Origin of the sequence: Mycoplasma sp. P36-A1 (assembly GCF_049478495.1) — a bacterium.
GTDB lineage: Bacteria > Bacillota_I > Bacilli_A > JAJDGJ01 > JAJDGJ01 > P36-A1.
In genome coordinates, this window is the sequence record NZ_CP168083.1 from 1,445,465 (window position 1) to 1,470,817 (window position 25,353).

Here is a 25,353-nt window from a genome sequence, read left to right on the forward strand (position 1 = left end):
CTTTTATTTATGATAAGGTTCATTATTCTTAATTCTAAACCCTCGATATATTTGTTCTAGTAGAAGTAATCTAATCATTTGATGTGTAAATGTTAGTTTTGAAAAAGCCCATTTAAAATTTGCTCTATTTCTTAATTCCGGGCTTACACCATAACTACCTCCAATAACAAAGGTAAAAGTTGAAAAACCTTGAACCATTGCTTTTTCTATTAGATTAACATATTCATAGTTATCTATCATTTTTCCATGTAGATCTAATAGAATTACAAAATCATCATTTTTTATTTCTTTTAAGATACTTTGACCTTCTATGTCAATAACTTGTTGTATTTGTGCAGTTGAAGGATTATCATTTATTTTTGATTCACTTTTTTCGATTATATTTATTTTAGCATATGGTTTAAGTCTTTTTAAGAACTCATCTATACCTAAATTTAAATATTTCTCTTTAATTTTACCAATACAAACAATATTAATCTTCATTGCTACTACCTGCTTTTACTATTGTTTCATGTGCAGTGTAAAAGATATCAAAATTTATATCTTTTTTAAATGCTGAGTAGACATTTTCAATCTCATTTTGAATTAGTTCTACTGTATTTGCTTCATCTGATATGTGTGCAACGATTAATTGTTTTAATTTACTTGAAGCACTTTTACATACTATTAATGCTGCATCATGATTGTTCATGTGTCCTAAATCAGATAGTATTCTTTGTTTTAAATATGGTGGTCTTGAGGTTTGATTTAATTTCACTATATCATGATTAAATTCTAGATATAAATAATCGGCTTCACTTATATATGTCTCATAGACTTTTTTTACATAACCTGTATCTGTTATATATGTTAATGTTTCATCATTATACTTTATTTGATATCCATAACATAGTGAATCATGACTTAATAAAAATGGTCTTATGCATACCTTATCGTATTGATTAAGTTCATTTACTTTTAATAAACAATGCATATCTTCTTCTTTATTTGACATTATTTTATTTGTTTTAAAGGCATTTAATGCTTTAGCATGATCACTGTGATAGTGAGTTACAAGCACTAAATCGATATCTTCAAGTGTATAGCCTATTTCATTTAAACTACTTACTAAATATTTTTTTGTAGTTCCTGCATCAATTAGTATTTTATAGCTTCCACAAACTACTAAACTAACATTACCTTTAGAACCACTTGATAAATTATATATTTTCATTATTCTCTTACTCGATCTATTGTATTAAATTTGTTTATTTCTTTTTCAAATGCTAGTTCTACAGTTCCTGTAGCACCATTACGATGTTTACCAAATATCAGTTCAACAATTCCTGGTGCTTCACTATCTTCTTGATTGTAATAATCATCTCGATATAAGAAACACACAATATCAGCATCCTGTTCAATTGCTCCAGATTCTCTTAAATCAGACATCATTGGTCTTTTATCTTGTCTTTGTTCAACTCCACGTGATAATTGTGATAATGCAACTACAGGTACTTTTAATTCTCTTGCTAATCCTTTTAATGATCTTGATATTTCTGCAACTTCATTTTGTCTACTCTCTTTAGAATTATCACTTCCAGATATTAATTGTAAATAATCAATAACAATTAATGAAAGTCCATCTTGTTCTCTTTCTAATTTACGACATTTACTTGCAATTTCAGCAACTCTTATAGTTGAATTATCATCAATAAATATTGGATCTTTTTTTAATTCACTTGATGCTTTAGAAAATTTCAACCAATCTTCTTGTTCAAATCGACCAGTTCGTAATTTTTGTCCTTCTATTCTTCCAGTAGCTGAAATCATACGGTTTAATAATTGATCAGCTCCCATTTCTAGTGAAAATAAAGCTACTGCTTTTTTACTTAAATGAGCAGCATTTTTTGCTAGATTTAAAGCAAAGGCGGTTTTCCCTACTGCTGGTCTAGCTGCAAGTATAATTAAGTCTCCAGGTTGAAAACCGTTTGTTAAATTATCAACATCAACAAATCCTGTTGGTGTTCCTGTTATACCATCACTGTGTTGCGCTAATTTTTCTAAGTTTTGTTGTATGTATTCTAGTATTGCTGGAGTAGTTTGAAAATCTGATGCATTTTGATTTCTAGTAACTTCTAAAATGCTTTTTTCAGCTTCTTGTAAGTAATCTTGGGCGCTTATGCCACTTTCATATCCTGCTGAAGCAAGTTTTTCTGTTGTTTCAATTAATTTTCTAGAAAGTGCTTTATCATATACTTGATTTATATAATAGTTAGCATTAGAGCTAGTAAACACTGCTTCTGTAATTCTATTAATATATTCAACTCCACCTACATTACTAAGTTGATCTTGATCTACTAAAAATGTTGTTATTGTAGTTATATCTACTTCAGTATTATTTTCAAACAATTTCACAATTGCATTATATATTATTTGATGTTCTATTGAATAAAATGAATCAGTATTAAGTTTTCCTAATCCATCTTCTATTGCTTTTTTACTTAATAGCATTGCTCCAATGACTGCTTGTTCTGCTTCTAAATTGTGTGGCAAAGTTCTCATTTTATCTTCCTTTCACTTTAAACTCTTTATATATAATAACATATACATTAAATAAAATATATATCTATAAAAAGCACTTTAAGTATATATGTATTAATCACTTAGTAATAAAAAGGATATGATTCATTGATCATATCCTTTACTTTAATTAGGTTTTATATTTTTATTTCAATTCAGAAACATGAACTTTTAAAGTAGCTTTTACACCCTTGAATAATTCTAATTCAACATTGTAAGTTCCTAAACTATTTATATTTTCTTTATTTAAAAATTTCTTTTTATCTAATTTAATGCTGTATTGTTCTCTAAGTTTTTCCATAATTTGTTTATGAGAAATACTTTTAAAAACACGTCCACCTTCTCCAACTTTAAGCATAAATTCTAATGGTTTAGCTTCAATAATTTTTTTGTTTTTTTCTGCTTGTTCTTTTAGTGCTTCTCTTTCTTTTTGTTTTTCTTTTTTTTGTTTATCTAATTTGTGTACACTATCTTTATTAGCATCTACTGCTTTATTTTCTCTTATTAAATGATTTGCAAAACCTGCTGCTACTTCTATAATATCATCTTTTTTACCTTTTCCATTTATATCCTGTAATAAAATAACTTTCATATTCGTTACTTCCCTTCTTCTTTTTCTTTTAATTGTTCTAACAATTCTGTTTTAATTTCTTCAATACTTTTATTATTTATTTGGGCTGCAGCCATTGAAAAATGACCTCCACCACCAAAATATTCTAATATATGTTGAACATTGAAATCTCCATTTGATCTTGCTGAGATTCCTATACTATCATCATTTATTTTACCTATAACAAATGTTGCTACAATATCTTTAACATTTAAAAGTTCTACTGCTGATTGAGCTAACAATGCTCTACTTACTGGTTCTTTATCATATGTTGATATTGCGATTTTATCTTCATAAAATTGTGCATCACTTACTATAGCTAACCTTTTTTGATATGTATCAATATTAACTTGAAGCAATTCTTTTGCATCTAGAGGATTAGCACCTCTATCTCTTAACATTGCTGCTGCATCAAAGGTTCTTACTCCTGTTCTAACTGTAAAGTAAGATGTATCTATCATCATACCTGCTAGCATTAATGTTGCTACATTTGAATTTAGCTTATATGATTTTGTTTGAAATCTAAGTATTTCTGTAACAAGTTCTACTGCTGATGAGGCATATGATTCAATATAAACTAACAGTGGTTTATCAATGAAGTTTTCGCCTCTTCTATGATGATCAATTACTACTCTTTTATCAATTGCTTGATATACCTTAGTTGATTCAAGTAAATCAGCATTAGATGTATCTACTATAACTAGTAATGTATCTTTGTCTACTATTTCTAATATTTCATTTTCTTTAAACATTAAGTGTTCTTCACTTAAATCTAAAGTATCATATGCATTTTGGGTATTTATTTCTAATGTATTAATATCTGCTACTATATAGGCTTTTTTATTATTAATTCTAACAAATTTAGCAAATCCATACGCTGCACCTAATGCATCCATATCAGCATTTCTATGTGGCATGATTACAACATTACTTGCAGCACTTATTAATACTTCTAAACTACTAGCAATCATTTTAACTTTTACTCGATTTCTTTTTTCTGTTGCTTCTGAATTACCGCCTAAAAATTCATAACTTTCATTTTTTCTTTTTACTACTATTTGATCTCCACCTCGTGCTAGAGCCATATCTAATGCAGCACCAGCTTCATACTGTGTATCTTTTAAGGTATCAAAATCATAAGCAATTCCCATTGAGATTGTGATTTTATCTTCAAAATCAGGATTTTCATCCTTTGCTTTTTCTAATACAATTTTAGCTTTTTCTATTACTTTATCAATTTCTTTTTGTTTTACTACCATTATATATGAATCGGATTTATAACGTCTTAATAAACTATCAAATTCATTTGCAAAATCACTAATTAAACTTCTAATACCTTGAATAATGTTTAAGTATGTAATTTCTTCTAATGTTTCACTAATTTCATCAATACTGTCTATTCGTAAGTAAATTAAACAATCTTTATTATTTATATACTTCTCTTTTGATTCTACAATACTTGTAATATCTTTTAGTACATAAGCATCTTGATCTTTTATTATTGAATAACATTTGTTATTACAACTAATTGTTGTATTATTTGTATCTGTTTCTTCTTTTATTAGTAATTTTCCATTAAACAATTCATTAATATCTTTGTTTAATAAATCTCCAAAATTAGAAGTAGTATACTCATTTTGCCAACTTACTTTATTTGTTTTCTCATCGACCATAAAAACACTTAACTTTTCTAACTCTACTGCTTGTTTTACTGAGTTAGCAACTACATTTTGAGTATGAGATATTGTCTCTTTAAATTGAGTTAATGTTCTTAATATTATTATTGTACAAATTACAATTACTCCTAATAATACTGAAATAATAGCAATAGCTGGAAAATTCAATAATGTAAAAGCAATACTGAATAAAACTGCTCCAATTAGTACAATTGCTATGTTTTGTAAAATATTTATTTTTTGATACATATTATCACCTGTTATAATTATATCCTATAAAAAGAAAAAAATATAGTAAGTTAATAAAAAACAGTTATAACTCAAATTTATAATTCTCTTTTATTACTAATATTATTGTTAATATCATTAAGTTCCATTACGGTATACAAATGTAATTTCATTGCTATTTTTAATGCATTATCATCACTTACCATGTTTGAATTATGTAAATTAGTATTTTTATTGATATCATTACCCATGCCTATAATTGCAAAATTGCCTTTTACTTTTCTTAAGTAATAATTGAAATCTTCACTACCCATTAACGGATAATCTAATTCAATGATATCTTGAGGTTTTAAAAATTTACTAGCTGCATTTTTACTTATATGATAACATTCATCATTGTTTATTCCAATTGGATAACCCATATTATATTCAATTGTAACACTTACTTGATTAGCATCTGCAATCCCCTTAAGCGTTTCATAAAATAATTGTTTTGTTTCTTCTCTTGTTGTATTATCTAAATTTCTTATTGAGCCTTGCATTATTACTTGAGATGGAATAACATTAACAGCACTTCCTCCATTAATCATTGTCGTTGATATTATTGGAGAATATAGTGGATTGGTTCTTCTTGATACTATAGTTTGCATGTTTAATATCATTAAAGCTGCAATAGTAACGGGATCTTTTGCACAATTTGGTTGTGCTGCATGAGCACCTTTGCCATCAATTGTTACTTTAAATGTATCACTACTTGCAAACATTACTCCTTTTTTTAATGCAACTACTCCTGTAGGATATTCTGGGAAAACATGTAGTGCAAATATATAATCAGCATTTTTAAGAACTTCTTTTTCAATCAATTCAATTGCTCCACCTGGTGGCGTTTCTTCTGCATGTTGAAAGATAAATCTAATATTATTATTTATTTTAGCAATATTATTAACTAGTATTTTGATAGTTCCTAACAGAGCAGCTGTATGCATATCATGTCCACAGGCATGCATTACATTATCGTTTACTGATTTGTAACTTAAGTCATTGTCTTCTTGCATTTTTAAAGCATCAATATCTGCTCTTAACAATATTTGTGCAGCATTAGTATTTGAAACATTCAAATCAGCAACTACACTTGTATTTGTTAATTGTCTTACTTTTAGTTCTTTAAATTGGCTTAAATAATTTACTATGTATTTTGCAGTTTTAAACTCATTAAATGAAGTTTCAGGATGCTTATGTAAGTGATGTCGTAATTCTTTTACTTCTTCATATATATTTTCAACTTCTATTTCAATATAATCAATCATAGATAATTCCTCCACGTATTATTTTAATAACACTATAGCATCTTTAAAAAAATAATGATATTAATTTATAATAGATTTATGAAAAATATTTATAAGCATAAAAAAACACCGAATTAATCGGTGTTAAATATAGGTTCTATAATTTATAGGGTGGAATAACAAATTCAAGTATTACTTGAAATGTTATCCACCCTTAAATTGTTAATATAAAGAAAAAGACATTTATCTTTGTTATAATTTAAGCGACTAAAATAAATTAAGGAGATAAATGTCATGATTAATAATAACATAATTAATAAAAACAATAAAGAATTAAAAGAAATTATTGGAATTAATGATTCCAATATTAATATATATAAATTTCAAGATGAAAAAATTAAAGATAATATTTCTAAAGTATTTTATGGAATTCTATTTTTTAATGATAATGTTTGCCCTAAATGTAATAAAGTTCATAATAAATTTTATGTACATAATAAAAAAGTATCTCTTATTAAATTACCTATGGTTTCTGGTTTTGATGCTTATTTAAAACTTACTAAAACTCGTTATAAATGTATGGAATGTAATAAAACTTTTATTCCTGCTAATACCCTAACTAATCCTGGATGTTTTATTTCTAATAAAGTTAAATATCTTATTGCTCTTAAATTAACTGATATGCTTACTTGTACTTATATTGCTAAAGATCATAATGTATCTACACATTCTGTTTTTAGAGTATTAGATACTTATGCAGAGGCTGCTAAATCTACTACTATTAAATCCTATTTACCAAAAGTACTTCATTTTGATGAGTTTAAATCTACTAAAGATGCTGATGGCAATATGTCCTTTGTTATTATGGATGGTGAAAAAAGAAAGCTACTAGATATCGTAGAAAACAGACAAAAAGCTTACTTAGAGAACTATTTTAGCTACTATACAAAAGAAGCTATTGATAATGTTGAATATATTGTAATTGATATGTATACACCTTATATTGAAATCATTAAAAATGTCTTTACTAATGCTAAAATAATATTAGATAGATTTCATATTTATCAGAATTTAACTAGAGCCTTTAATAAAACTAGAGTTGCAATTATGAATGCAGATGAAAAAAACAGAAATAAGTTCAAAAATTTTTGGAAACCTATATTACAGTTAAAAGAGAATCTTTCAGAAGTGATGTTTAAGCATGCAACCTTTAATTATAAGTTCACAAACAATAAAGCAATTCTAAATTATTTAATCGAAAATAATGAGGACTTTAAAAATAATTATGAAATATATCAAGATTTACTATTTTCTTTAAAATACAATAATATGGAAATGTTTAAGAAAACAATTGATCAGCCTAATAAATTAGCTTCAGATAAAATTAAAACTTGTATATCTACCTTTATTAAGTATTTTGAATATATTAAAGATAGTTTCGATGTTGAGTATAATAATGGAATAATAGAAGGTACAATATCTAAATTCAAGAAGTTAAAAACAATATCTTGCGGGTTTAGAAGATTTGAAAGATTAAAAACTAGAATAATGATACAAGAATTATTAATTGTATAGAAAAAGCATAAAAAAAAGGATACAACATTTCTGTTATATCCTGTACTAACTCATATATCAAATTGTAAAATTCCACCCTATTTGACAAAGAGCCTAAATATATTATTCAGCAACGTAAGGTAATAACGCCATTTGACGAGATCTTTTAATAGCTGTTGCTAATTGTCTTTGGTATTTTGCACTAGTTCCAGTTACACGTCTTGGAAGGATTTTTCCTCTTTCAGAAATGAATCTTTTAAGTAACTCAGTGTCTTTGTAATCGATGTGCGTAATGTTGTTTTTAGTGAAATAACAAACTTTACGTCTTCCACCACGTTTTTTGTAGTTCATAATTATGTCTCCTTTCTAGAATGGTAGTTCATCATCAGAAATATCAAGACTACTCAATATGTCATTAGATGAATTGCTGTTTTCAAAATCAGCAAAGAAGTCATTTTGTGGTGCACTTGCTGCAGGAGCAGGTCTAGTTGATTGTTGTGGTTGTTGTTGGTTACTATATGAACTAGTTCTATTATTAGCACTAGCTGCACGAGATTCCAAAAATTCAAAATTTTCTACAACTACTTCTGTAATATAGACACGACGTCCATTAGCATCATCATAGTTTCTAGTTTGAATTCTTCCATCAACACCAATTAGAGATCCTTTTGCAAGATAAGTCGCCATTGTTTCTGCAGGTTTACCCCAAGCTATACAGCTGATAAAATCCGCTTCACGTTCGCCACTTTGATTTGTAAAAGTTCTATTTACTGCAATAGTAAAGTTAATAAAACTTCTTCCAGATTGTGTCTTTTTAAGTTCTAAGTCTCTAGTTATTCTACCAGATAAAACAGTTCTATTCATGCAAATGCCTCCTTTAAAAATTAAGCTTCTTCTTTAATTATAATATGTCTGATAATGTTTGCATCAATTAAAGCTAAACGTTCAAATTCACTAATAGTTTCATTGTTAGCTTCTACTTGAAGAATCATGTAGTGTCCCTTGTTTATTTTATTAATTTCATAAGCAAGATCTCTTAATCCCCAATCCTTAGTTTCTAACACTTTAGAACCGTTATCTGCAATGATTGTTGCATATTTCTCGATAACTTCAGCTCTTCCAGCGTCATCTAAGCTAGGATTGATGATGTACATAATTTCGTATTTACGCATCCTAGGCACCTCCTTCTTGGTCTATATGGCCCAAAATCAAGTCTTGAGCGAAGGCGAATTATAACATTCGCTTTGTTATTATATCACAAATGACTACAATTGTCATTAGTTTATTCAACTTTAAGTTCAACTATTAAGTTGTATAAAAAGCCTAAATCTCTTTATTAATTTGATAAAAAATAATGCTATATTTTAATATCTCTTAGATTTTTCACCTTCAAATTTTATTGGTTTTGCAAGTGCTTTTATTCTTTCTTCTACAAAGCGTCCTTTAATTAAATTATTAGGAATGTTTCCTGAGTTTTGCTTATAATGATCTTTTAAACTATCAACTGGAATATTAGATGTGAAAAAGGTAACTTTTTTATTTGTCATTCTTGCTTCAAGTATTCTTAAAATAAAATTATCTCTAAAAGTCGTATCAGTTTTTTCAACACCTAAATCATCTATAAACAAAGCATCTACATTTTTCAGTTTTAAAAATAATTTTTGAAGTGTGTTATTATCATCACTATCAAAACTATATAATAATTTATTTATAGAATTGTAGAATTCATTCATTTTAATATAGGCTGCCTTTTTACCTGTACTTAACCAATCCTCTAATAAAGCTTCTAGAAAATAGGTTTTTCCTACTCCTGGTGATCCATAAATGTATAAACCTTGTGTTGTATCATTTGTTTTAATTTTATTGTATTGATTTAAAGCATCAAATTTTTCATTGCTATCTATATCAACATCTTCCATAATGTTTGGCAGTTTCTGCTCAAATGAAATCGTTGTATAAACTAAATTATTTAATGATTTTTTTAATTGTTCTTTTTCTTTTTGAAAATTACAAACAACATATACTATTTGATTTTTTTCATAATCCATTCTTAAGCCATGATTTGCTTGTTTACAATCATTTAATGATTTACAATCAAGACAAAGTTTTCTATTTTGATATATTTCAAAAAAGTCGATAAAGTCCATTTTAATATTTTTTTCTGTAAAATAACTTATCAACATTTTATAAGTTGGATCATTTTGATTATCTATTTGAATTTTTTTTCTAATTTTTTCTAGTTCTAAGTCACTTTTATTATAGTTTATGAAATTTAATTCATTAGTGGTTTCTTTCATTGTTAGCTCGCTCCTTTCTCATTCTTTCTAAAACCTCTTTAACAGCATGATCATCTGGCTTTTCTATATTATCTGTATATAAATTATCATCTATTCCAAGTGTTTCTTTTTCATAATAGTTTTTCTTTTGATAATTTTTCTTAGCCTTATCTTTGGATTTATTTTCTTTATTACTTAAACTTTTTAAATAATCTGCTACTTCTAAATCAGTTTCAAATGAATATTCCTTTATTGTATTAGCTACTAAACTAATCCATTTAATATTAATGAATTTTTGAGTATTTATAGTATATTCTAATAGCATGTTCATCATAGATGGTTTTAACCTTGATACTTGCATAATTTGTTCTAATTCTTTAAGTTTATCGATTGTTAATTTAAATCTACTATAATGTTTATTCATAAATTCTAATACTGAATTGTTTCCATATTCATCTTGTGATGATTTAGGATTTACATATACTAAATTTAATGGCTTGTTATTTTTATTATTTTCACTTTTATTTTTTACTTTTTGTTCTAATAAATTAACATCTAAATTTTGACCATCAACACTTTCAACGATTGCATCTACAAGTTGATCTATACTTACTTTATAAGCTAGATCTACCATTTCTATGTGTTGTTTATATAAGTGATTGGTTAGTAATTTATCCATATTATATGGTTTTAAGGCTATTGCTATTAAATTGAGATCTGTCTTTCCTTGTAAATGAGGTCTTATTTCTTTTTCAGTTTTAATATTATCATTAATATTAAAATTTACTTTTCCTAAATCAAAAATATCAGAATACTTCTTTGATACATTTTTATAGTCTTCTATATCTACAGTATTTATTTTAAATAACAATTTTGTTTTTTCATAATTATCTTTACCTAAATATAAGTATAACTGATTGCGTAGTGCTATAGTTTTATAAAATGAATTAGGACTCATAGGTGCTTTAAGTATTAAATGATAATGAGATTTTGTATCTGTACTTTTCATATATATATTTACTAAATCTAATGAGCTAAGTATATCAATTGCCTTAGTGATATCTATATCTGCTAAGTTAGTTATTTTACAAAGTCTATCTACTAATGAAATTGGTTTATTCAATATTTTATTAAACTCTACCTCACTCCATAACAACATATAAATATTTGTTGCCATCATCCCCATAATTGGTTGATATAATTGATTGATTACTTTATAATCATGAAAATCTATTACAGTATCGCTTGTTAATGTATATAAATCATTTTTTTTCAAACTATCACCTCTTTTTTAATTTGTTAATGCTATATCCAAAGCATAAACTCCACTAAATGAATGATTGAAAATATTATCTTTATCTTTAAAATAATACATTCTAAATATTGGGCTTGCTTTTATTATATAGTTATTACTAGTCTTTTTAACTATTTTTTCATTCAATGTACTATTGTTACCTTGATTATTTATTAAAGTATGCACTAATAATTCATCTATTGATTCGTGTTCTTTTTTCATAAATTCATCTATATATCCTTGTTCAAATAAATCTTTTCCATGAATATTTTCATTTGCTTTTAAATCTATAGTTCCAATATTTACAGCATTCTCAACACTTATATAATCATAATAATACAAATCATAATCACAATTATTTCCATACTCATTATCTTTAATATAATGTGTTTTCTGTTTTTCATATGTTTTATTAAGTATATTTTTATTACTAAACTCAGAAGCTGTATTATTCAAATTGTAATTTTTTGTTAAATTTTGAACATCTTCATAATGACAATAGTTATATATTGCATTATTTCTAAATGAAAATATATATGTATTATTATATGTATAATTAATTTTTTCAGCGCTACTATTATCAAAAATACTTCCATCTAATAAACCTTTTAAACAAAATATTAAAAATATGATAAATAGTAATTTTAATGGTTTCATTTTATTTACCAGCCTTTTCATAAGTTTGTTCAATTGAATCAAAAGTATAAACCGTATTTTTAAATACTTTTTCATTATTCTTAAGCTCATAAATATCGTTTTTTATCAATATAGTATTTAAGGTTAAATAATAATTACCACTAGTATCATCGTTACTTGCACCTATAATATCTTTATGATACATAAAATGATCATCTGATACTGGTACAAAGATTTTATCTTGATTGCTATCATTTAAATATTCTATAACATTTATTATTTTTTTACTTAAGTTGGTTTTGTTTTGTGAATTTTTTAATAGCTCTAATAGTTTAACATAAGAATATTGATATCTAGTATTGTTTGTTCCTTTTTGATGTTTAATTACAACATCATTTAAAATTATTTTTTCTTCATAATTATATGCAGTTTTTTTAACACACTTATTATATTGGTATTCATCAACTATTTTATTATTTGCTTTTGTTAATTTAGTTTCATCTAAATTTACAAAGACCATCTTTTCATTAGTTTCAATATTATGATAACAATCATTCATAATCCCCTTTTTGAATAATGTATCTATTGGTTTGATAGTATCTTGTTGTTGCATAAATATATAGTAAAGTGCAAACACCAATAATGGTATTACTAATAACTGAATATATGAGACTTTTTTATTCATGATTATCCCCCTATTTATTAAAAGTCTTGCATTAATATTATAGCATATTCTTTATACATTTATTGCAGTTATATGTTAGTAATAATTTATTTTTATAGGTCTTTTTAATGTTGATAATAAAAACGTCTAAATTGTGCATTTCAGACGTTTTATCTTGATTATAAGTATTTTATTTTAGAATTTTATGTTTTACTTCTGTTGCATTTTGGTCTATTAATTTAAATGTATAACCTTCTTTTTGATAGTGTTCAATAATTTTAGGTAAAGCTTTAACTGTATTATTATGTCCCCCACCATCATGCATTAACAAATTAATATTATTCATCTTACAAGCTGTTGCTTGTTTTAATATATACTTTTCACTAATTTGTATTCCGGATGCATCACCACTATCACAATTCCAGTCAAAGTAATCATAACCATCATTTTTAAGTTGTTTTGCAATTTGTTCAAACTCTTTTTCACTCATGTAACTATTAGAACTACCACCTGCAAATCTAATATTTTTAACATCAATGCCTGTCTCATTTTTTACTTTATTATGAATTTTTTTAATATCTTCTATAAAAGCGTTTGCACTTTTATAAATTTTAGAATAATTGTGTGTGTATGTATGTAATGCTAATTGATTATTGCTATTCAATATTTGTTTATAACCATTTGAATTGTCTGAATTCACAACAAAAAATGTCGCTTTGACATTTTTTTCTTTTAAAATATTCACTATTTTTGGTGTGTTAACTGATGGTCCATCATCAAATGTTAGATATATAATTCTTTTTTTAGCATTTGTTTTAGTTTTTAATAAAGAATCGTAATCTTTTTTCAACTTATCCATTTCTTCTTTATTAGTTTTATTTTCTTTTTCAAGTTCATCAAATTTTTGACTAACTTCATTGTATTGTTTTAAGTATATAGCTTTTTCTTTGTTTGAATTCCATAGCAATACACCTAGTGCTACATTTACTACTACTAAAAGTAATGCAATTACCATAAATATTCTATTATTATTATTTTTACTCAAATTTCCACCCCTCTTATTTTATTAAATAAATTTTAACATATAGACTATATATTTTGAACAATTCTTTGTGTCTTAATTATATTTGTTTTTATTATTCAACTATTTTTTGTTTTTTATTGCTTAGGCATATTAAAAGTAGTGCTAATATTAGCACTACTTTTTTAAAGAATAAGAAGTTCTCATTATTATGTTTAATATAGATACTTACAATCATCCTTGTATAGCTATAATATTTCCCCCTAATAAATTATGTTATTATAACTATATTTCTTCCCCATAAACATTATTACATTTTATTTATTATAAGTCAAACTATTTTTTAACATATTAATAACATTTCTTTTTAAATAATAATAATAAATATGGATATTGATAATTATAATCATGATAAACAGTTTGATAATATTAATAATAGACTTTAAATGTATATAAAATTAAACTTATGTTAATTTTTGATTAAATATTTTCTTGATTGATTTTTTTGTATTGTTCCCAACCACTTAATGTTAAGTATGGATATATAATTGACCATAGACAAAAACGCACTTTTTCACTATAGCTTTCTTCATTATCTTTATCAAAAGGGATTTTATAGACACTTATAGCAACTAGTACACTTACAATATTATCTATTACATTTGGATTTGGTATTTTTTTTAATTCTTTGTTATTACACAAATTATTTAATGAATGTTTAAATAGTTCTTTTAGTTTATCTAATCTTTCATTTGCTTTTGTATATAAAATGGGATACTCTTCTTTTAATCGATCATAGCTATTAAACTCATATAAATGTGTGCTTAGATTATATGCAATGGTAGTGAATAGATTATCTAGTTCTAACATAGTGGTTGGATTTTTAAACTTTATTATTTTATCTTCATCTTTTTCTATAAATGCTAAAAGGATCTCTTCTTTAGTTTTATAGTAGTATGTAAGGTTTCCTACACTTATATTGGCCTCTTTAGCAATATCTCTCATTGAGAGGTTATTGTATCCTTCTTTTTTTAATAATTTAATTCCTTTTTCTAATATGATATCTCTAGTTGTTTTTTTCATTGTAGTCACTCCCTATATTTATATTTTAGCAAACTAATTTATATTACACAAATTTCATTTTAATGTACAATGATTATTTATTTTTGAACAACAAAAAAACTAAGCATTTATTTTAAAAATTTGCTTAGTTTTTATTGTATTATTTTTTATAAAGTTTCTTCTTTATTTTCACTATCTTCTTCTGTTGGTATATCAGTATCTTTAATAGTATTACTATCATCAGCTGTAGAAATATCTGTATCTACATCTACTATGGTATCATCTGCAAGTGCAGCTTCTTCATTTGTGTGAGTTTGTAAGTCCATAACTTCTGGTGTAATAATTTCTGTTTTTTCTTCTGTCATTGGATCTTTTTGATACATATCTTCATGATAGTTTGCTTCATTTTTGTCTGAAGTACTTGTTGTATATTCTGAGTTACCTGTAAATGGTGGTATTATAACATCATCTACTATTGTTTGTTTCTCTTTCACTTCATTGACATTTTCAGTATTTGCATGCTTTTCATTTTCTTTTTTAATTGGATTTCCATTATCATCTTTTAAACCATAATAGATTAGATATTCATTAAAGACAACTAGTCCCATATAATAGAAAGGATACATAAATAACACCCAAACTAGGTTTATTATTGAAAAGGTACTTGAAAAGTCTGTTAATAACCCTACTGCTCCAGATGGTAATATCATCGTAATATATTCGTATACTTGATAAGCTGATCCACTCATACCTGACATTGAAGTCATGCTTTGTTCTCTAAAGATTAATGAGAATAAAATACTTACTGCATTTAATATTAATCCAAGTATAAGCATCCAAACAAAGCCTACTAGGAAGTAACCATTCATCATTTTTCTTGATTGTGTAATACATTCTGTTGCAGATATTTCTTTTTGTTTTTCCATTTTATCTAGAAAGATAAATGTTGATTGTGAATATGATATTGATTTATATATACCTGGAAATAACAATAAACATGTCCACAGTACTATAAATACACTTCTAACAAAATACATCATTAAAAATTGGAATAAATAGTCTGATCTTGTTAATAAGAAGAAGTCTTGAAAACCATTTATTTTAGTATCTGGATTTCTATAAATATCTCTTGTTCTAGATGTTAGTGCAAACTCTAATGAGGCTGAGAAATATAAAGACACTATGAATATTGCTATAAACATTAAAAATATCATTACAGTATTAAGTGTTGCTGAACTGCCTTGTGAGTTAATGAAAATAGATGCAGCTGTTATAACTACTAGTGTTAAAAATGCAAAAGTTATTAAACTAAATATTATTGTTGGAATTATATAAATACTTAGTATTTTTAACCTTTGATTTGATACAGAACTATTGGTTTTATTCAATAATCCTTTAATTGTTTCTATCATATTATTACCCCTTTTCGTTTTCTTTCATTAAAAATTATAACATAAAGTTTACTGTTTTTAATTTATTATGCAACTTTGATAATAATAACATGATATTGTGCTTTTTATATAGACTATTGTGTTTACACTTCAACTATATAGCCATATTTATCTTCTATTGTTCCTTTTCTTACTGAATCTAGGTAATTAAATATTTTATTACAAGCGCTATTATCATCATATTTAAATTCCATTTTAAAGTCATTATGTGTTATTGATGTAATTGGTTGAATGCTTGCAGCAGTTCCAGCACTAAAGGCTTCACTAACACGACCATCTTTATACTTTTCTACTAAATCATCAATTGACATTACTTGTTCTTCTGATTCATAGCCTAATTCTGGAGCAATTTCAAGTACACTAGCTCTTGTAACACCTTGTAAAATTGATCCATTAGCTTTTGGTGTAACTACTTTATTATCTACAACAAAGAAAACATTCATTGTTCCTGCTTCTTCAATATATTTATGTTCTCTTGGATCAAGCCATAGCACTTGAGTATACCCTTTTTCTTCTGCCTTTGCTGTTGGATAAAAAGATGCTCCATAGTTTCCACCATTCTTAGCCTCTCCTGTACCATTAAAGGCTACTCTTGAATAAAACTTTTCTGTTATTAGTGATACTTCGCCAGAATAATAGCTTTGCATTGGGCTAAGTATAATTAAAAAAGTATAGGTACTACTTTCGTTTGCTCCTAATATTGCTTGATTAGCAAACATAAATGGTCTAATATAATAGCAATTTTCTAACTCAGGATAGAAAAACTCGTCTTGTTCTGCTTTAATTAATTCAGTTAGACCATTCATAAATAATTTTTCATCTATTGTAGGCATACCCATTCTAATTGCTGATTTATTGAATCTAGCAATATTTCTATCAGGACGAAATAGAACTCTTCTATTGTTGTATTTATAGCATTTCATTCCTTCAAATATCGTTTGACCATAGTGTAAACAAAGTGCAGCTGGACTCATACTAAACTCTTGAAAGGGTTTTACTGTAGCACTTATCCATCCTCCTTGATCTCTATCATACTTTGCCTCAAACATATAGTTTGTAAATACCTCTCCAAATTTTGGATGCTGCTTAGGTCTTGTTCTTTTATTGGTATTTTCTATAAATTGTATATTCATGTTTGTTTCCTCGTTTCTTATTTTTAAAATTGCATTAGTGATCTTAGTTTAGCGCCTACTTTTTCAGCAGGATGATTTTTAGTTTTATTTCGGCAGGCATATAGTTTTACATTATTTGCTTTGTTTTCTAAAATGAAATCTTTGGCAAATTCACCTGTTTGAATATCTTTTAATACTTCTTTCATTGCTTTTTTAGTTTCACTTGTTATAACTCTTGGACCACTTACATATTCACCATATTCAGCTGTATTTGAAATTGATTCATTCATTTTTTGGATTCCGCCCTCATATATTAAATCAACGATTAATTTCATTTCATTCATACATTCAAAATATGCCATTTCTTCAGAGTATCCAGCTTCTGTTAACACTTCAAATCCAGTTAACATTAAATCGACAACGCCTCCACATAAAACTGCTTGTTCACCAAATAAATCTGTTTCTACTTCCTCTTGAAAGGTTGTATGTAATATTCCAGATCTTCCACTTCCAATTGCTTTTGCATATGCTTTTGCTAGTTCTAAAGTTTGTGGATCTTCATTAGTAGCTGCATATAATGATGGTACACCTTTGTTATTTTGATATTGTCTTCTAACTAGATGACCTGGAGATTTTGGTGCAACCATAAATACTTGCATTCCTTGTTTGATATCTAATTGTTTAAAGTGAATATTAAAACCGTGTGCTACTGCTAATGTTGCATTATTTTTTAAGTTATCTTTAATTTCATTTTCATATAGTTCTGGTAACACTTCATCTGGTACTAACATCATTACAATGTCAGCATCTTTAACTGCATTTGCTACACTTTTAACTTCTAAGCCATTTTCTTGAGCTACCTTTACTGATTTTGATGTTTCTTTTAAACCAACGACTACATCAAATCCACTTTCTTTTAAATTCAGTGAATGAGCATGTCCTTGTGAACCATAACCGATTACGGCTATTCTTTTACCTTTTAATACTTCACTATTTATATCTTTATCTAATAATACTTCTTTCATTTTACTTTCTTCCTCTCTTATTTAAAATATTATTTCTTCAAATGATTGATCTGCTGGTATCATTGGTAATACATTAGCATCTGGATCAATATTTATTTCAATAATAAATGGTTCTTTATTTTTTAAAACACTATTTATTTTCTTTAATTCTTGTTTATTTTTTATATTTAAGTAATAAAGACTATTGGCTCTAGCCACATATTTAAAGTCTGGATTACAATTTAAAACTGTGTTGCTTCTTCTATTCTCAAAAAAGATATCTTGCCATTGTCTAACCATTCCTAATCTTTGATTATTAAATAGCAATATTTTAATATTCAAATTGTATTGTTTTAATAATATTAGTTCTTGAATATTCATTTGAAATCCACCATCTCCTACAACTAATATCACTAATGCATTTGGTGAAGCTATTGCTGCACCTATTGCTGCTGGTAATCCAAAGCCCATTGTTCCTGCACTACCAGAGCTAATAAATATATCTTTACTTGTGGTTTTCAAATACTGAGCACTCCACATTTGATGCTGACCTACATCTGTTACATATATTACATTTTGATTATTGTTATTATCTAAATTATCAAAGACTTCTTTTGGTTGTATTAATTCATTATTTTCTATTTGCTCTTTTTCAAGGTATTTCTTGTAATTGTTTAATTGTAAGAGCCAACTTTGTGTATTTACATTAATTTTTTCTTTATATAGTAATTTCATAAAGTCTTTTAAGTCTGCATGAATATTCAGATCTGTTTTAAGTAGTTTATTGAAGTTTGTTGGATCTATATCTATATGTACTTTTATACTGTCTTTAGCAAATTTATTTTTATTTCCTACTATTCTATCATCAAATCTAGCACCAAATGATATTACTAAATCAGCATTGTATAATGCTTGATTAGCTAATACACTACCATGCATTCCTGCCATACCCATATAATATGGTGTACTTGATGCTACTCCTAATCCATGTAAGCTAGTTACTGTAGGTATTTTGAAATATCTTATTATTCTTTCTATTTCTTCTTCTACCATTGCTTTCTTTATTCCTGCTCCTATTAAAAAAACTGGTTTATATGATTTAGAAAGTAAGTTTAATAATTCATTTATACTATCTTGATAGTTTTCTTCTCTTGTTATTTTTGTTTTATATTCTTCTTTAAATATTTTCATTAGTTGGTTTTTATCAACAATTTCTGTGGATAGATCTTTGCTTAAGTCTAATAACACTGGTCCTTGTCTTCCACTTAATGCTGTTTTTAATAAATCGGCTAATACATAAGGCAATTGTGAAGATTCTTTTAAATGGATAGCTTTTTTGGTTATTGGTTTCACAATACTTACTATATCTACTTCTTGAAATGAGTTTTTATTTAGTGCTTTAGTATTCACTTGTCCAGTTATTACTAATAAAGGATTTGAATCCATATAGGCATTTGCAATACCTGTAACTAAATTTGTTGCTCCTGGTCCTGATGAAGCAATACATACTCCAATATGTTTTTTTACTTTGCCATATGCTTCAGCTGCATGAGCTGCTGATTGCTCATGTCTAACTAAGATGTTTTCAAAACACTTATGTTTATATATTTCATCAAACAGTGGGATTACAGCACCTCCTGGATAGCCAAATGACTTCACTATTTTAGCTTCTATAAGCATATCTAGTAAGACATTTGCTAAATTACTAGACATACCTTCCACCTCCTAAATGATCATCTAAAAGATTAATTGAATAGCCTAATTCTTCAAGGTTACTGCATATCTCAAATTTATGATTTAAGTCTATGCTTTCTACTGTTATCACTAATTCTACTTCACTTTTTCTAGATACTGATTTAAATTGATTATGTGATATTTCGACTACATTTCCCTTATGGTTTGCTATAACTTGTGCTATTTCTAATAATTCTCCAGGTTTATCAGACAACATTGCTGAAAATGTAAATAGCCTACCTTTATTTTTTAATCCGGTAATTACGGTTGTACTTAGTGTTGTAGTATCTATATTACCTGATGTTAATAAACATACGATATTTTTATTTTTACTTTTTAAATACTTTGAACCTGCTAGTGATTGTAACCCACTATAATCTACTAGTATTTTATGTTCTTGCATAACATCTATAAAAGTATCAATTAACTCATCATCACTAACAATAAAAATATCATTAGTATTATTTCTGATAAATTGCTCTGCATAGTTTTCTTCAGCTATTTCATTTTCATCTGATAGTTTAGTATAGTTATTTGATCTTACTCCTATCACATCAATATCATAGTTCTTTTTTAAGAGATATTCTTTGATGATATTTGTTAGAAAACCATTGGCAACTGGTACTAAAATTGTATTAACATCTTTACAATCTGCTATTATCTCTTCTACTAATTCAAAGGTTGCTTCTTTCATTATCACTTCTTCTTTTTCACTTATTAAGTAGTAATCACTATAATTATTTTCTTTTAATAAGTTTTTGGCTGTTTCGTTTTGTTTTTTAAAGATAATCTTTATATTTTGATTTGCTAAGGTTGAAAGGGTATCAAAACTTGCTTTTTCTGGTAAAATTACTACACATTCAAATTGATATGCTTGTTTTAAGATAGCTATTGCTAATGCTGAATTTTGATTAGATTGAATGGCTATTTTATTGATTCCTTTTTTTAATAAACTTTGTACTACTGGTTGTAATAGTCTTAATTTAACTGATCCTCCTCTTTGTAAATTCTCACATTTCAGATAGATATTATTTGCTGTATATTTTGTATATTTATCATTTTTTACAAGCATTGTTTTTCTAACTAAATCATCCATTGTATACCCCTCCTTTACTTGAGTTCAATGCATTATCACTAAAGTATTCTAGATAATCATTTGTTTTATTGAACTTTATATTAGCTTTTCTTTTCTTGATAATTTTATCTTCTACATTAAGTGTTAGTTTTTCTTCATCAATGTTGATGGTAATTAAATCATCATTTTCTACATAAGCAATTAAACCATCTTCTGCTGCTTCTGGACTAACATGCCCAACAACTAGACCATTTGATCCTCCTGAAAATCTTCCATCTGTTACTAATGCTGTAAACTCTGACATTTTCTTTCCTTTAATTAATGAAGTTGGTGTTAACATTTCAGGTATTCCATTACCACTTTTAATTCCCATATTTCTAATTACTAGCACTCTGTTTTCATTGTCTTCTTGGATTCTGAACTCTTCTAAATAATTAACACATTGTTGCTCATTTTCAAACACTAGTGCTTTTCCAGTAAAGTTTCTCATTTTATCTTTAACTGCTCCTGATTTAACTACTGCACCTTGACTTGCTAGATTACCTTTTAAAATACTTAATCCGCCTGCCTTAAAGTAAGCATCTTTTACTGAGTGTATTACTTCTTTATTTTTATTAGTATATTCTGCTATTTGTTTAAATAAACTATCACTTGTTAGTGTTTTAGTATCCTTTAAATAACTACTACCTAACTCTTTTAATAAAGCCATCATACCTCCAGCTTCATCAAAATCTTGAATTGTGTAATCACTTGCAGGACTTAACTTCACTAATTGTGGTGTCATCTTTGATTTATTACTAAAATCTGTTAATGTCAATTGTATATCTGATGATTTAGCAACTGCTAACAAGTGTAATATTGTATTTGTTGATCCTGACATTGCCATATCTGCAACTATTGCATTTTCATAATTTTCTTTTTTGACAATGTCTCTAAATTTAACATCATTGTTTACTAAATCAACACTTAGACGGCCAACTTTTTTGTATAGTCTATTTCTTTCACTATATACTGCTGGAATAGTACCATTACCAGCTAGTGCAATTCCTAATACTTCACATAAACAGTTCATTGTATTTGCTGTATACATCCCTGAACAAGATCCGCATGTTGGACATGCCATTTTTTCAATTTCTTCTAATTGTTCTGAACTTAAATCACCATTTTGATATGCACCTGTTGCTTCAAATACACTTGTTAATGTTTTATTTGTACCATTCATTTTTTTTGAAAGCATTGGTCCACCACTTACAAATATACTTGGTAAGTTCAACTGTGCTGCTGCCATAAGCATTCCTGGAACAACTTTATCACAATTTGGAACAAATACTAAACCATCAAAGGGAAATCCTTTACTTTGAACTATAATACTATCGCATATTAGATTTCTAGATACAAATGAATACGACATTCCTTCATGATTCATCGCTAGACCATCACATATTGCTATTGTATTAAACTCAAAGGGTATTCCACCATTCTTATATATTCCTTCTTTGATATTTTCTACAACACTTCTTAAATGTTTGTGCCCTGGCACTGTTTCATTATAGCTATTAACAATACCTATGAATGGTTTGTCTAAATCTTCTTTTTCTAAGCCTAATGCATATAGTAAAGAGCGATGAGGTGCTCTTAATATTCCTTTTTTTACTTTATCTGATCTCATTTTGGTTTCCTCCTAATATAAAAAAGCTTTCTACTATTCTTCAAAGAATAGTAGAAAGCTTTTTTCACTATTCTATGAAGGAACAACAAATAGACCTTCTTGAACAGTGTGTTTGGCACATCCAATAAAAGTCTCTTCACTAAATAATGATAATTAATATTGAGTAATTAAGTTTATTATTATGAGTTGTCATGTTAATCACTCACCTTTCGTTATTTTTATACACACTAGTATACATTATAGTTTTGATAAAAGAAAGCTTTTTATTTAAATTTTTTATACCAATTTTTTATACATATATAAAAATATGATAGGTATAAGCTTTAACTAAAAAAAATATCACTAATTAAAGTGATATTTTTTTATTAAGTATTATTTTTGGTTATTATCCTCCTATTAAGAAGTCAATAACATTCATTCCTTTACTTGTTATATCTTTATAAATTTCTGTATAACCGCAGTTTGTACATGAAATTGTACGAAATTTTTTGTTTTGCACATCAAATACTTTTGCAAAACCTCCTCCAGTTGCTTGAAAAGAATCTTGAGTAAATTCTTTATTTCCACATTTAGGACAGACATATTGTTGTTTTTCCATTTTATATTCCTCCTCTTTTTATTATTATAAACATATTACCATATATTTATAACAACTTTCATAATTATTATTATATAGTCAATTTTTAGTCATTTAATGTCTCTATATTTCTCATTATGATTCTATTAGCACTTTCTTTGTTGTAACTTTAATATATCTTTTTAAGTGATTAACATAGTTATAATCTCCATAACAAGCTGATGTATCACTATTTACTGCTGTTGAAACACTTGTACCTGCTTGACCACACATCTTTTTAGAATATTTTTTTGCTAGTTTAACACTATATTTTTTTGCATCTTGTTTTTTTAGCCATTGCAAAAAGTTTGTTCCATAATTGTATGTTTGAAGTGTTATTTCTATATCTTCATAACCTAATACTTTTTTAGTAGTTTTTAGTCTTTGTTTAAAAACTTTAATACCTTTATCAATTGATACTGTTCTATCACTTATACAACCGATTGATCCACATACTGCTTCACTTACTTGAAAAGGATCACTACCACTTCCACCTGACTCTTGTCTAACCATTGCAAAAATCCACTCTTCATACTTACTATTTACTTTATATTTCTTCATTGCCTTCTTTATATCTGCTTTCATATCATTTATATTTGCTGTTAGATTCACATTTGTGATTTTTGTTATTGTTTTATATTTTTTTACTACTTTTTTAGGCTTAGGTTCTTCTGTTTTGACATCTAATGAATCTACTAAACTGCCTGTAAGAATAAAACGACCTACTTCTTGAGGAACGATAACTTGTGATTTCTTGTACTTATTTGTTAGTGTAGCATGTACATTTTTATCAATTGTTACTGTTTCTTTAGTTTCAGCTTTAACATTAAGACTTAAACATATACTTACTATTGCTAGAGCTATAACACTTAGCTTTTTTGTAAATGTATTCATATATCCACCTGCACTCTTTCTTTTATTTATTGTTCTTATTGAAAACAAGTCCATTCTAACATTTAAAAGATAATGAGTTCAAGTTTATTATTAGTCTATTTTATGAAGATATTTATTATCATTATTATTGTGAATTCCTAGTGTAAGCTAATTTACATTATTTGTTTTATTATTTGATTAGTTTAAATATTAACTAATTTGTATTTTTACTTTTCAGTTAGTAATTTCTTAATATTAGCTTAATATATCTTTTTTTATATATTATACTTGTGTTCAAATATCTACATTTTTTTCATACACTTTTTATAGATAATCGTGTTTATTATTTGTACTTCTATAAAAATTTTATATAATCATCTATTTTTGTCTAAAGTCATATTTTAAAATAGTTTTATTACAATTGAATATATTCAACCATGAGTATTGTTGTATGTTGTTTATGTATATTATCTTTTTGTTTAATTAAAAATTTATTTAAGAGTTTATTATTAATAACATTTTAATTATAATATAGTAAGTTTATTATATTTTCTTGCTTAATATTTATTCTAGTGGTATTATCATTTAAATATGTAAACCGTTGATTCAGAGTAAGTAGTATTAATTCTTAAATTCTAGAGAGCAGTTGTTTGGTGAAAAGCTGTATTTATGATTATGCGAATGGACTGAAGAGGGCAACTTGAAAAGCAGTTAGCTTAGTAGATGTTGACAGGAGTCTAACCTGTAAAAAGTAGACATGTATGATAGTACATGAATAAAGTGAGCTTTTTAGCTAATTAAGGTGGTACCGCAGGAGTATATTCAACTCTTGTCCTTAAGTGTATGATTTTTATCTACACTTAAGGACAAGAGTTTTTTTTGAAAGGATGTGATTACATGGATATTGAGTGGTGGAGTAGTAATAATAATATAAATATAAAACGAAAGAGGAA

General features: G+C 26.6%; 24 protein-coding genes and 1 other annotated feature. Of the genes, 1 reads left to right on the forward strand and 23 read right to left on the reverse strand.

The window, feature by feature from the left end; translation table 4 throughout:
* Positions 1 to 3 precede the first annotated feature (3 nt).
* From rlmH to ACD762_RS07085, 6 genes are all read right to left on the reverse strand, one after another.
* Positions 4 to 483, reverse strand: a complete 480-nt coding sequence (rlmH, locus tag ACD762_RS07060; RefSeq protein WP_423363273.1) for a 23S rRNA (pseudouridine(1915)-N(3))-methyltransferase RlmH — start codon at positions 481 to 483, stop codon at positions 4 to 6.
* The gene (locus tag ACD762_RS07065) at positions 473 to 1,213 is read right to left on the reverse strand and encodes an MBL fold metallo-hydrolase (protein ID WP_423363274.1); all 741 of its coding nucleotides are present in this window, start codon (positions 1,211 to 1,213) and stop codon (positions 473 to 475) included. The genes rlmH and ACD762_RS07065 overlap by 11 nt, the downstream gene beginning before the upstream one ends.
* A complete protein-coding gene (gene dnaB, locus ACD762_RS07070; protein ID WP_423363276.1) occupies positions 1,213 to 2,541 on the reverse strand; it encodes a replicative DNA helicase in 1,329 nt (442 codons plus the stop codon). Before dnaB ends, ACD762_RS07065 begins: the two co-directional genes overlap by 1 nt.
* Before the next feature lie 163 nt (positions 2,542 to 2,704).
* Positions 2,705 to 3,151 (reverse strand): 50S ribosomal protein L9, encoded by a 447-nt coding sequence (gene rplI / locus ACD762_RS07075; RefSeq protein ID WP_423363277.1) that lies wholly within the window; start codon positions 3,149 to 3,151, stop codon positions 2,705 to 2,707.
* A 5-nt stretch (positions 3,152 to 3,156) separates the two neighbouring features.
* The gene (locus ACD762_RS07080; protein ID WP_423363278.1) at positions 3,157 to 5,094 is read right to left on the reverse strand and encodes a DHH family phosphoesterase; all 1,938 of its coding nucleotides are present in this window, start codon (positions 5,092 to 5,094) and stop codon (positions 3,157 to 3,159) included.
* A gap of 77 nt (positions 5,095 to 5,171) precedes the next feature.
* Complete coding sequence (locus tag ACD762_RS07085; protein ID WP_423363279.1) at positions 5,172 to 6,380, reverse strand: M20 metallopeptidase family protein; 1,209 nt, start codon at positions 6,378 to 6,380, stop codon at positions 5,172 to 5,174.
* A gap of 273 nt (positions 6,381 to 6,653) precedes the next feature.
* Here ACD762_RS07085 and ACD762_RS07090 point away from each other — a divergent pair, with 273 nt between their 5' ends.
* A complete protein-coding gene (locus tag ACD762_RS07090) occupies positions 6,654 to 7,934 on the forward strand; it encodes an ISL3 family transposase (RefSeq protein ID WP_423363280.1) in 1,281 nt (426 codons plus the stop codon).
* A 102-nt stretch (positions 7,935 to 8,036) separates the two neighbouring features.
* Here ACD762_RS07090 and rpsR read toward each other — a convergent pair whose 3' ends face one another.
* From rpsR to ACD762_RS07175, 17 genes are all read right to left on the reverse strand, one after another.
* Positions 8,037 to 8,264: a 30S ribosomal protein S18 gene (rpsR, locus tag ACD762_RS07095; RefSeq protein WP_423363281.1), complete on the reverse strand. Its 228-nt coding sequence runs from the start codon at positions 8,262 to 8,264 to the stop codon at positions 8,037 to 8,039.
* Positions 8,265 to 8,279: 15 nt separating this feature from the next.
* Positions 8,280 to 8,777 carry a single-stranded DNA-binding protein gene (gene ssb / locus ACD762_RS07100; protein WP_423363282.1) on the reverse strand — a complete coding sequence of 166 codons (498 nt, stop codon included), beginning with the start codon at positions 8,775 to 8,777 and terminating at the stop codon, positions 8,280 to 8,282.
* Positions 8,778 to 8,797: 20 nt separating this feature from the next.
* Complete coding sequence (rpsF, locus tag ACD762_RS07105) at positions 8,798 to 9,085, reverse strand: 30S ribosomal protein S6 (protein ID WP_423363283.1); 288 nt, start codon at positions 9,083 to 9,085, stop codon at positions 8,798 to 8,800.
* Between the two features lie 192 nt (positions 9,086 to 9,277).
* The gene (locus ACD762_RS07110) at positions 9,278 to 10,210 is read right to left on the reverse strand and encodes a DnaA ATPase domain-containing protein (RefSeq protein ID WP_423363284.1); all 933 of its coding nucleotides are present in this window, start codon (positions 10,208 to 10,210) and stop codon (positions 9,278 to 9,280) included.
* On the reverse strand, positions 10,194 to 11,465 hold the full coding sequence (locus ACD762_RS07115; protein ID WP_423363285.1) for a hypothetical protein: 1,272 nt from the start codon (positions 11,463 to 11,465) through the stop codon (positions 10,194 to 10,196). Before ACD762_RS07115 ends, ACD762_RS07110 begins: the two co-directional genes overlap by 17 nt.
* A 15-nt stretch (positions 11,466 to 11,480) precedes the next feature.
* Complete coding sequence (locus ACD762_RS07120; RefSeq protein WP_423363286.1) at positions 11,481 to 12,161, reverse strand: hypothetical protein; 681 nt, start codon at positions 12,159 to 12,161, stop codon at positions 11,481 to 11,483.
* Positions 12,142 to 12,804: a hypothetical protein gene (locus tag ACD762_RS07125; RefSeq protein ID WP_423363287.1), complete on the reverse strand. Its 663-nt coding sequence runs from the start codon at positions 12,802 to 12,804 to the stop codon at positions 12,142 to 12,144. Before ACD762_RS07125 ends, ACD762_RS07120 begins: the two co-directional genes overlap by 20 nt.
* Before the next feature lie 169 nt (positions 12,805 to 12,973).
* Positions 12,974 to 13,828 carry a polysaccharide deacetylase family protein gene (locus tag ACD762_RS07130; RefSeq protein ID WP_423363288.1) on the reverse strand — a complete coding sequence of 285 codons (855 nt, stop codon included), beginning with the start codon at positions 13,826 to 13,828 and terminating at the stop codon, positions 12,974 to 12,976.
* 456 nt (positions 13,829 to 14,284) lie between these two features.
* On the reverse strand, positions 14,285 to 14,887 hold the full coding sequence (locus ACD762_RS07135) for a TetR/AcrR family transcriptional regulator (RefSeq protein ID WP_423363289.1): 603 nt from the start codon (positions 14,885 to 14,887) through the stop codon (positions 14,285 to 14,287).
* A 146-nt stretch (positions 14,888 to 15,033) separates the two neighbouring features.
* Positions 15,034 to 16,278 carry a hypothetical protein gene (locus tag ACD762_RS07140; RefSeq protein ID WP_423363290.1) on the reverse strand — a complete coding sequence of 415 codons (1,245 nt, stop codon included), beginning with the start codon at positions 16,276 to 16,278 and terminating at the stop codon, positions 15,034 to 15,036.
* A gap of 122 nt (positions 16,279 to 16,400) precedes the next feature.
* Entirely contained in the window at positions 16,401 to 17,450 is a 1,050-nt protein-coding gene (locus ACD762_RS07145; protein WP_423363291.1) for a branched-chain amino acid aminotransferase, read from the reverse strand.
* 23 nt (positions 17,451 to 17,473) lie between these two features.
* A complete protein-coding gene (gene ilvC / locus ACD762_RS07150; RefSeq protein WP_423363292.1) occupies positions 17,474 to 18,454 on the reverse strand; it encodes a ketol-acid reductoisomerase in 981 nt (326 codons plus the stop codon).
* 21 nt (positions 18,455 to 18,475) lie between these two features.
* Complete coding sequence (ilvB, locus tag ACD762_RS07155) at positions 18,476 to 20,146, reverse strand: biosynthetic-type acetolactate synthase large subunit (protein ID WP_423363293.1); 1,671 nt, start codon at positions 20,144 to 20,146, stop codon at positions 18,476 to 18,478.
* Positions 20,139 to 21,263, reverse strand: a complete 1,125-nt coding sequence (locus ACD762_RS07160; protein ID WP_423363294.1) for a pyridoxal-phosphate dependent enzyme — start codon at positions 21,261 to 21,263, stop codon at positions 20,139 to 20,141. Before ACD762_RS07160 ends, ilvB begins: the two co-directional genes overlap by 8 nt.
* A complete protein-coding gene (ilvD, locus tag ACD762_RS07165) occupies positions 21,247 to 22,911 on the reverse strand; it encodes a dihydroxy-acid dehydratase (RefSeq protein WP_423363295.1) in 1,665 nt (554 codons plus the stop codon). Before ilvD ends, ACD762_RS07160 begins: the two co-directional genes overlap by 17 nt.
* A 385-nt stretch (positions 22,912 to 23,296) precedes the next feature.
* Positions 23,297 to 23,509 carry a zinc ribbon domain-containing protein gene (locus tag ACD762_RS07170; RefSeq protein ID WP_423363296.1) on the reverse strand — a complete coding sequence of 71 codons (213 nt, stop codon included), beginning with the start codon at positions 23,507 to 23,509 and terminating at the stop codon, positions 23,297 to 23,299.
* 114 nt (positions 23,510 to 23,623) lie between these two features.
* On the reverse strand, positions 23,624 to 24,421 hold the full coding sequence (locus ACD762_RS07175; RefSeq protein ID WP_423363297.1) for a lysozyme family protein: 798 nt from the start codon (positions 24,419 to 24,421) through the stop codon (positions 23,624 to 23,626).
* A gap of 571 nt (positions 24,422 to 24,992) precedes the next feature.
* Positions 24,993 to 25,240, forward strand: a binding site (T-box leader).
* The last annotated feature ends 113 nt before the right edge of the window (positions 25,241 to 25,353 follow it).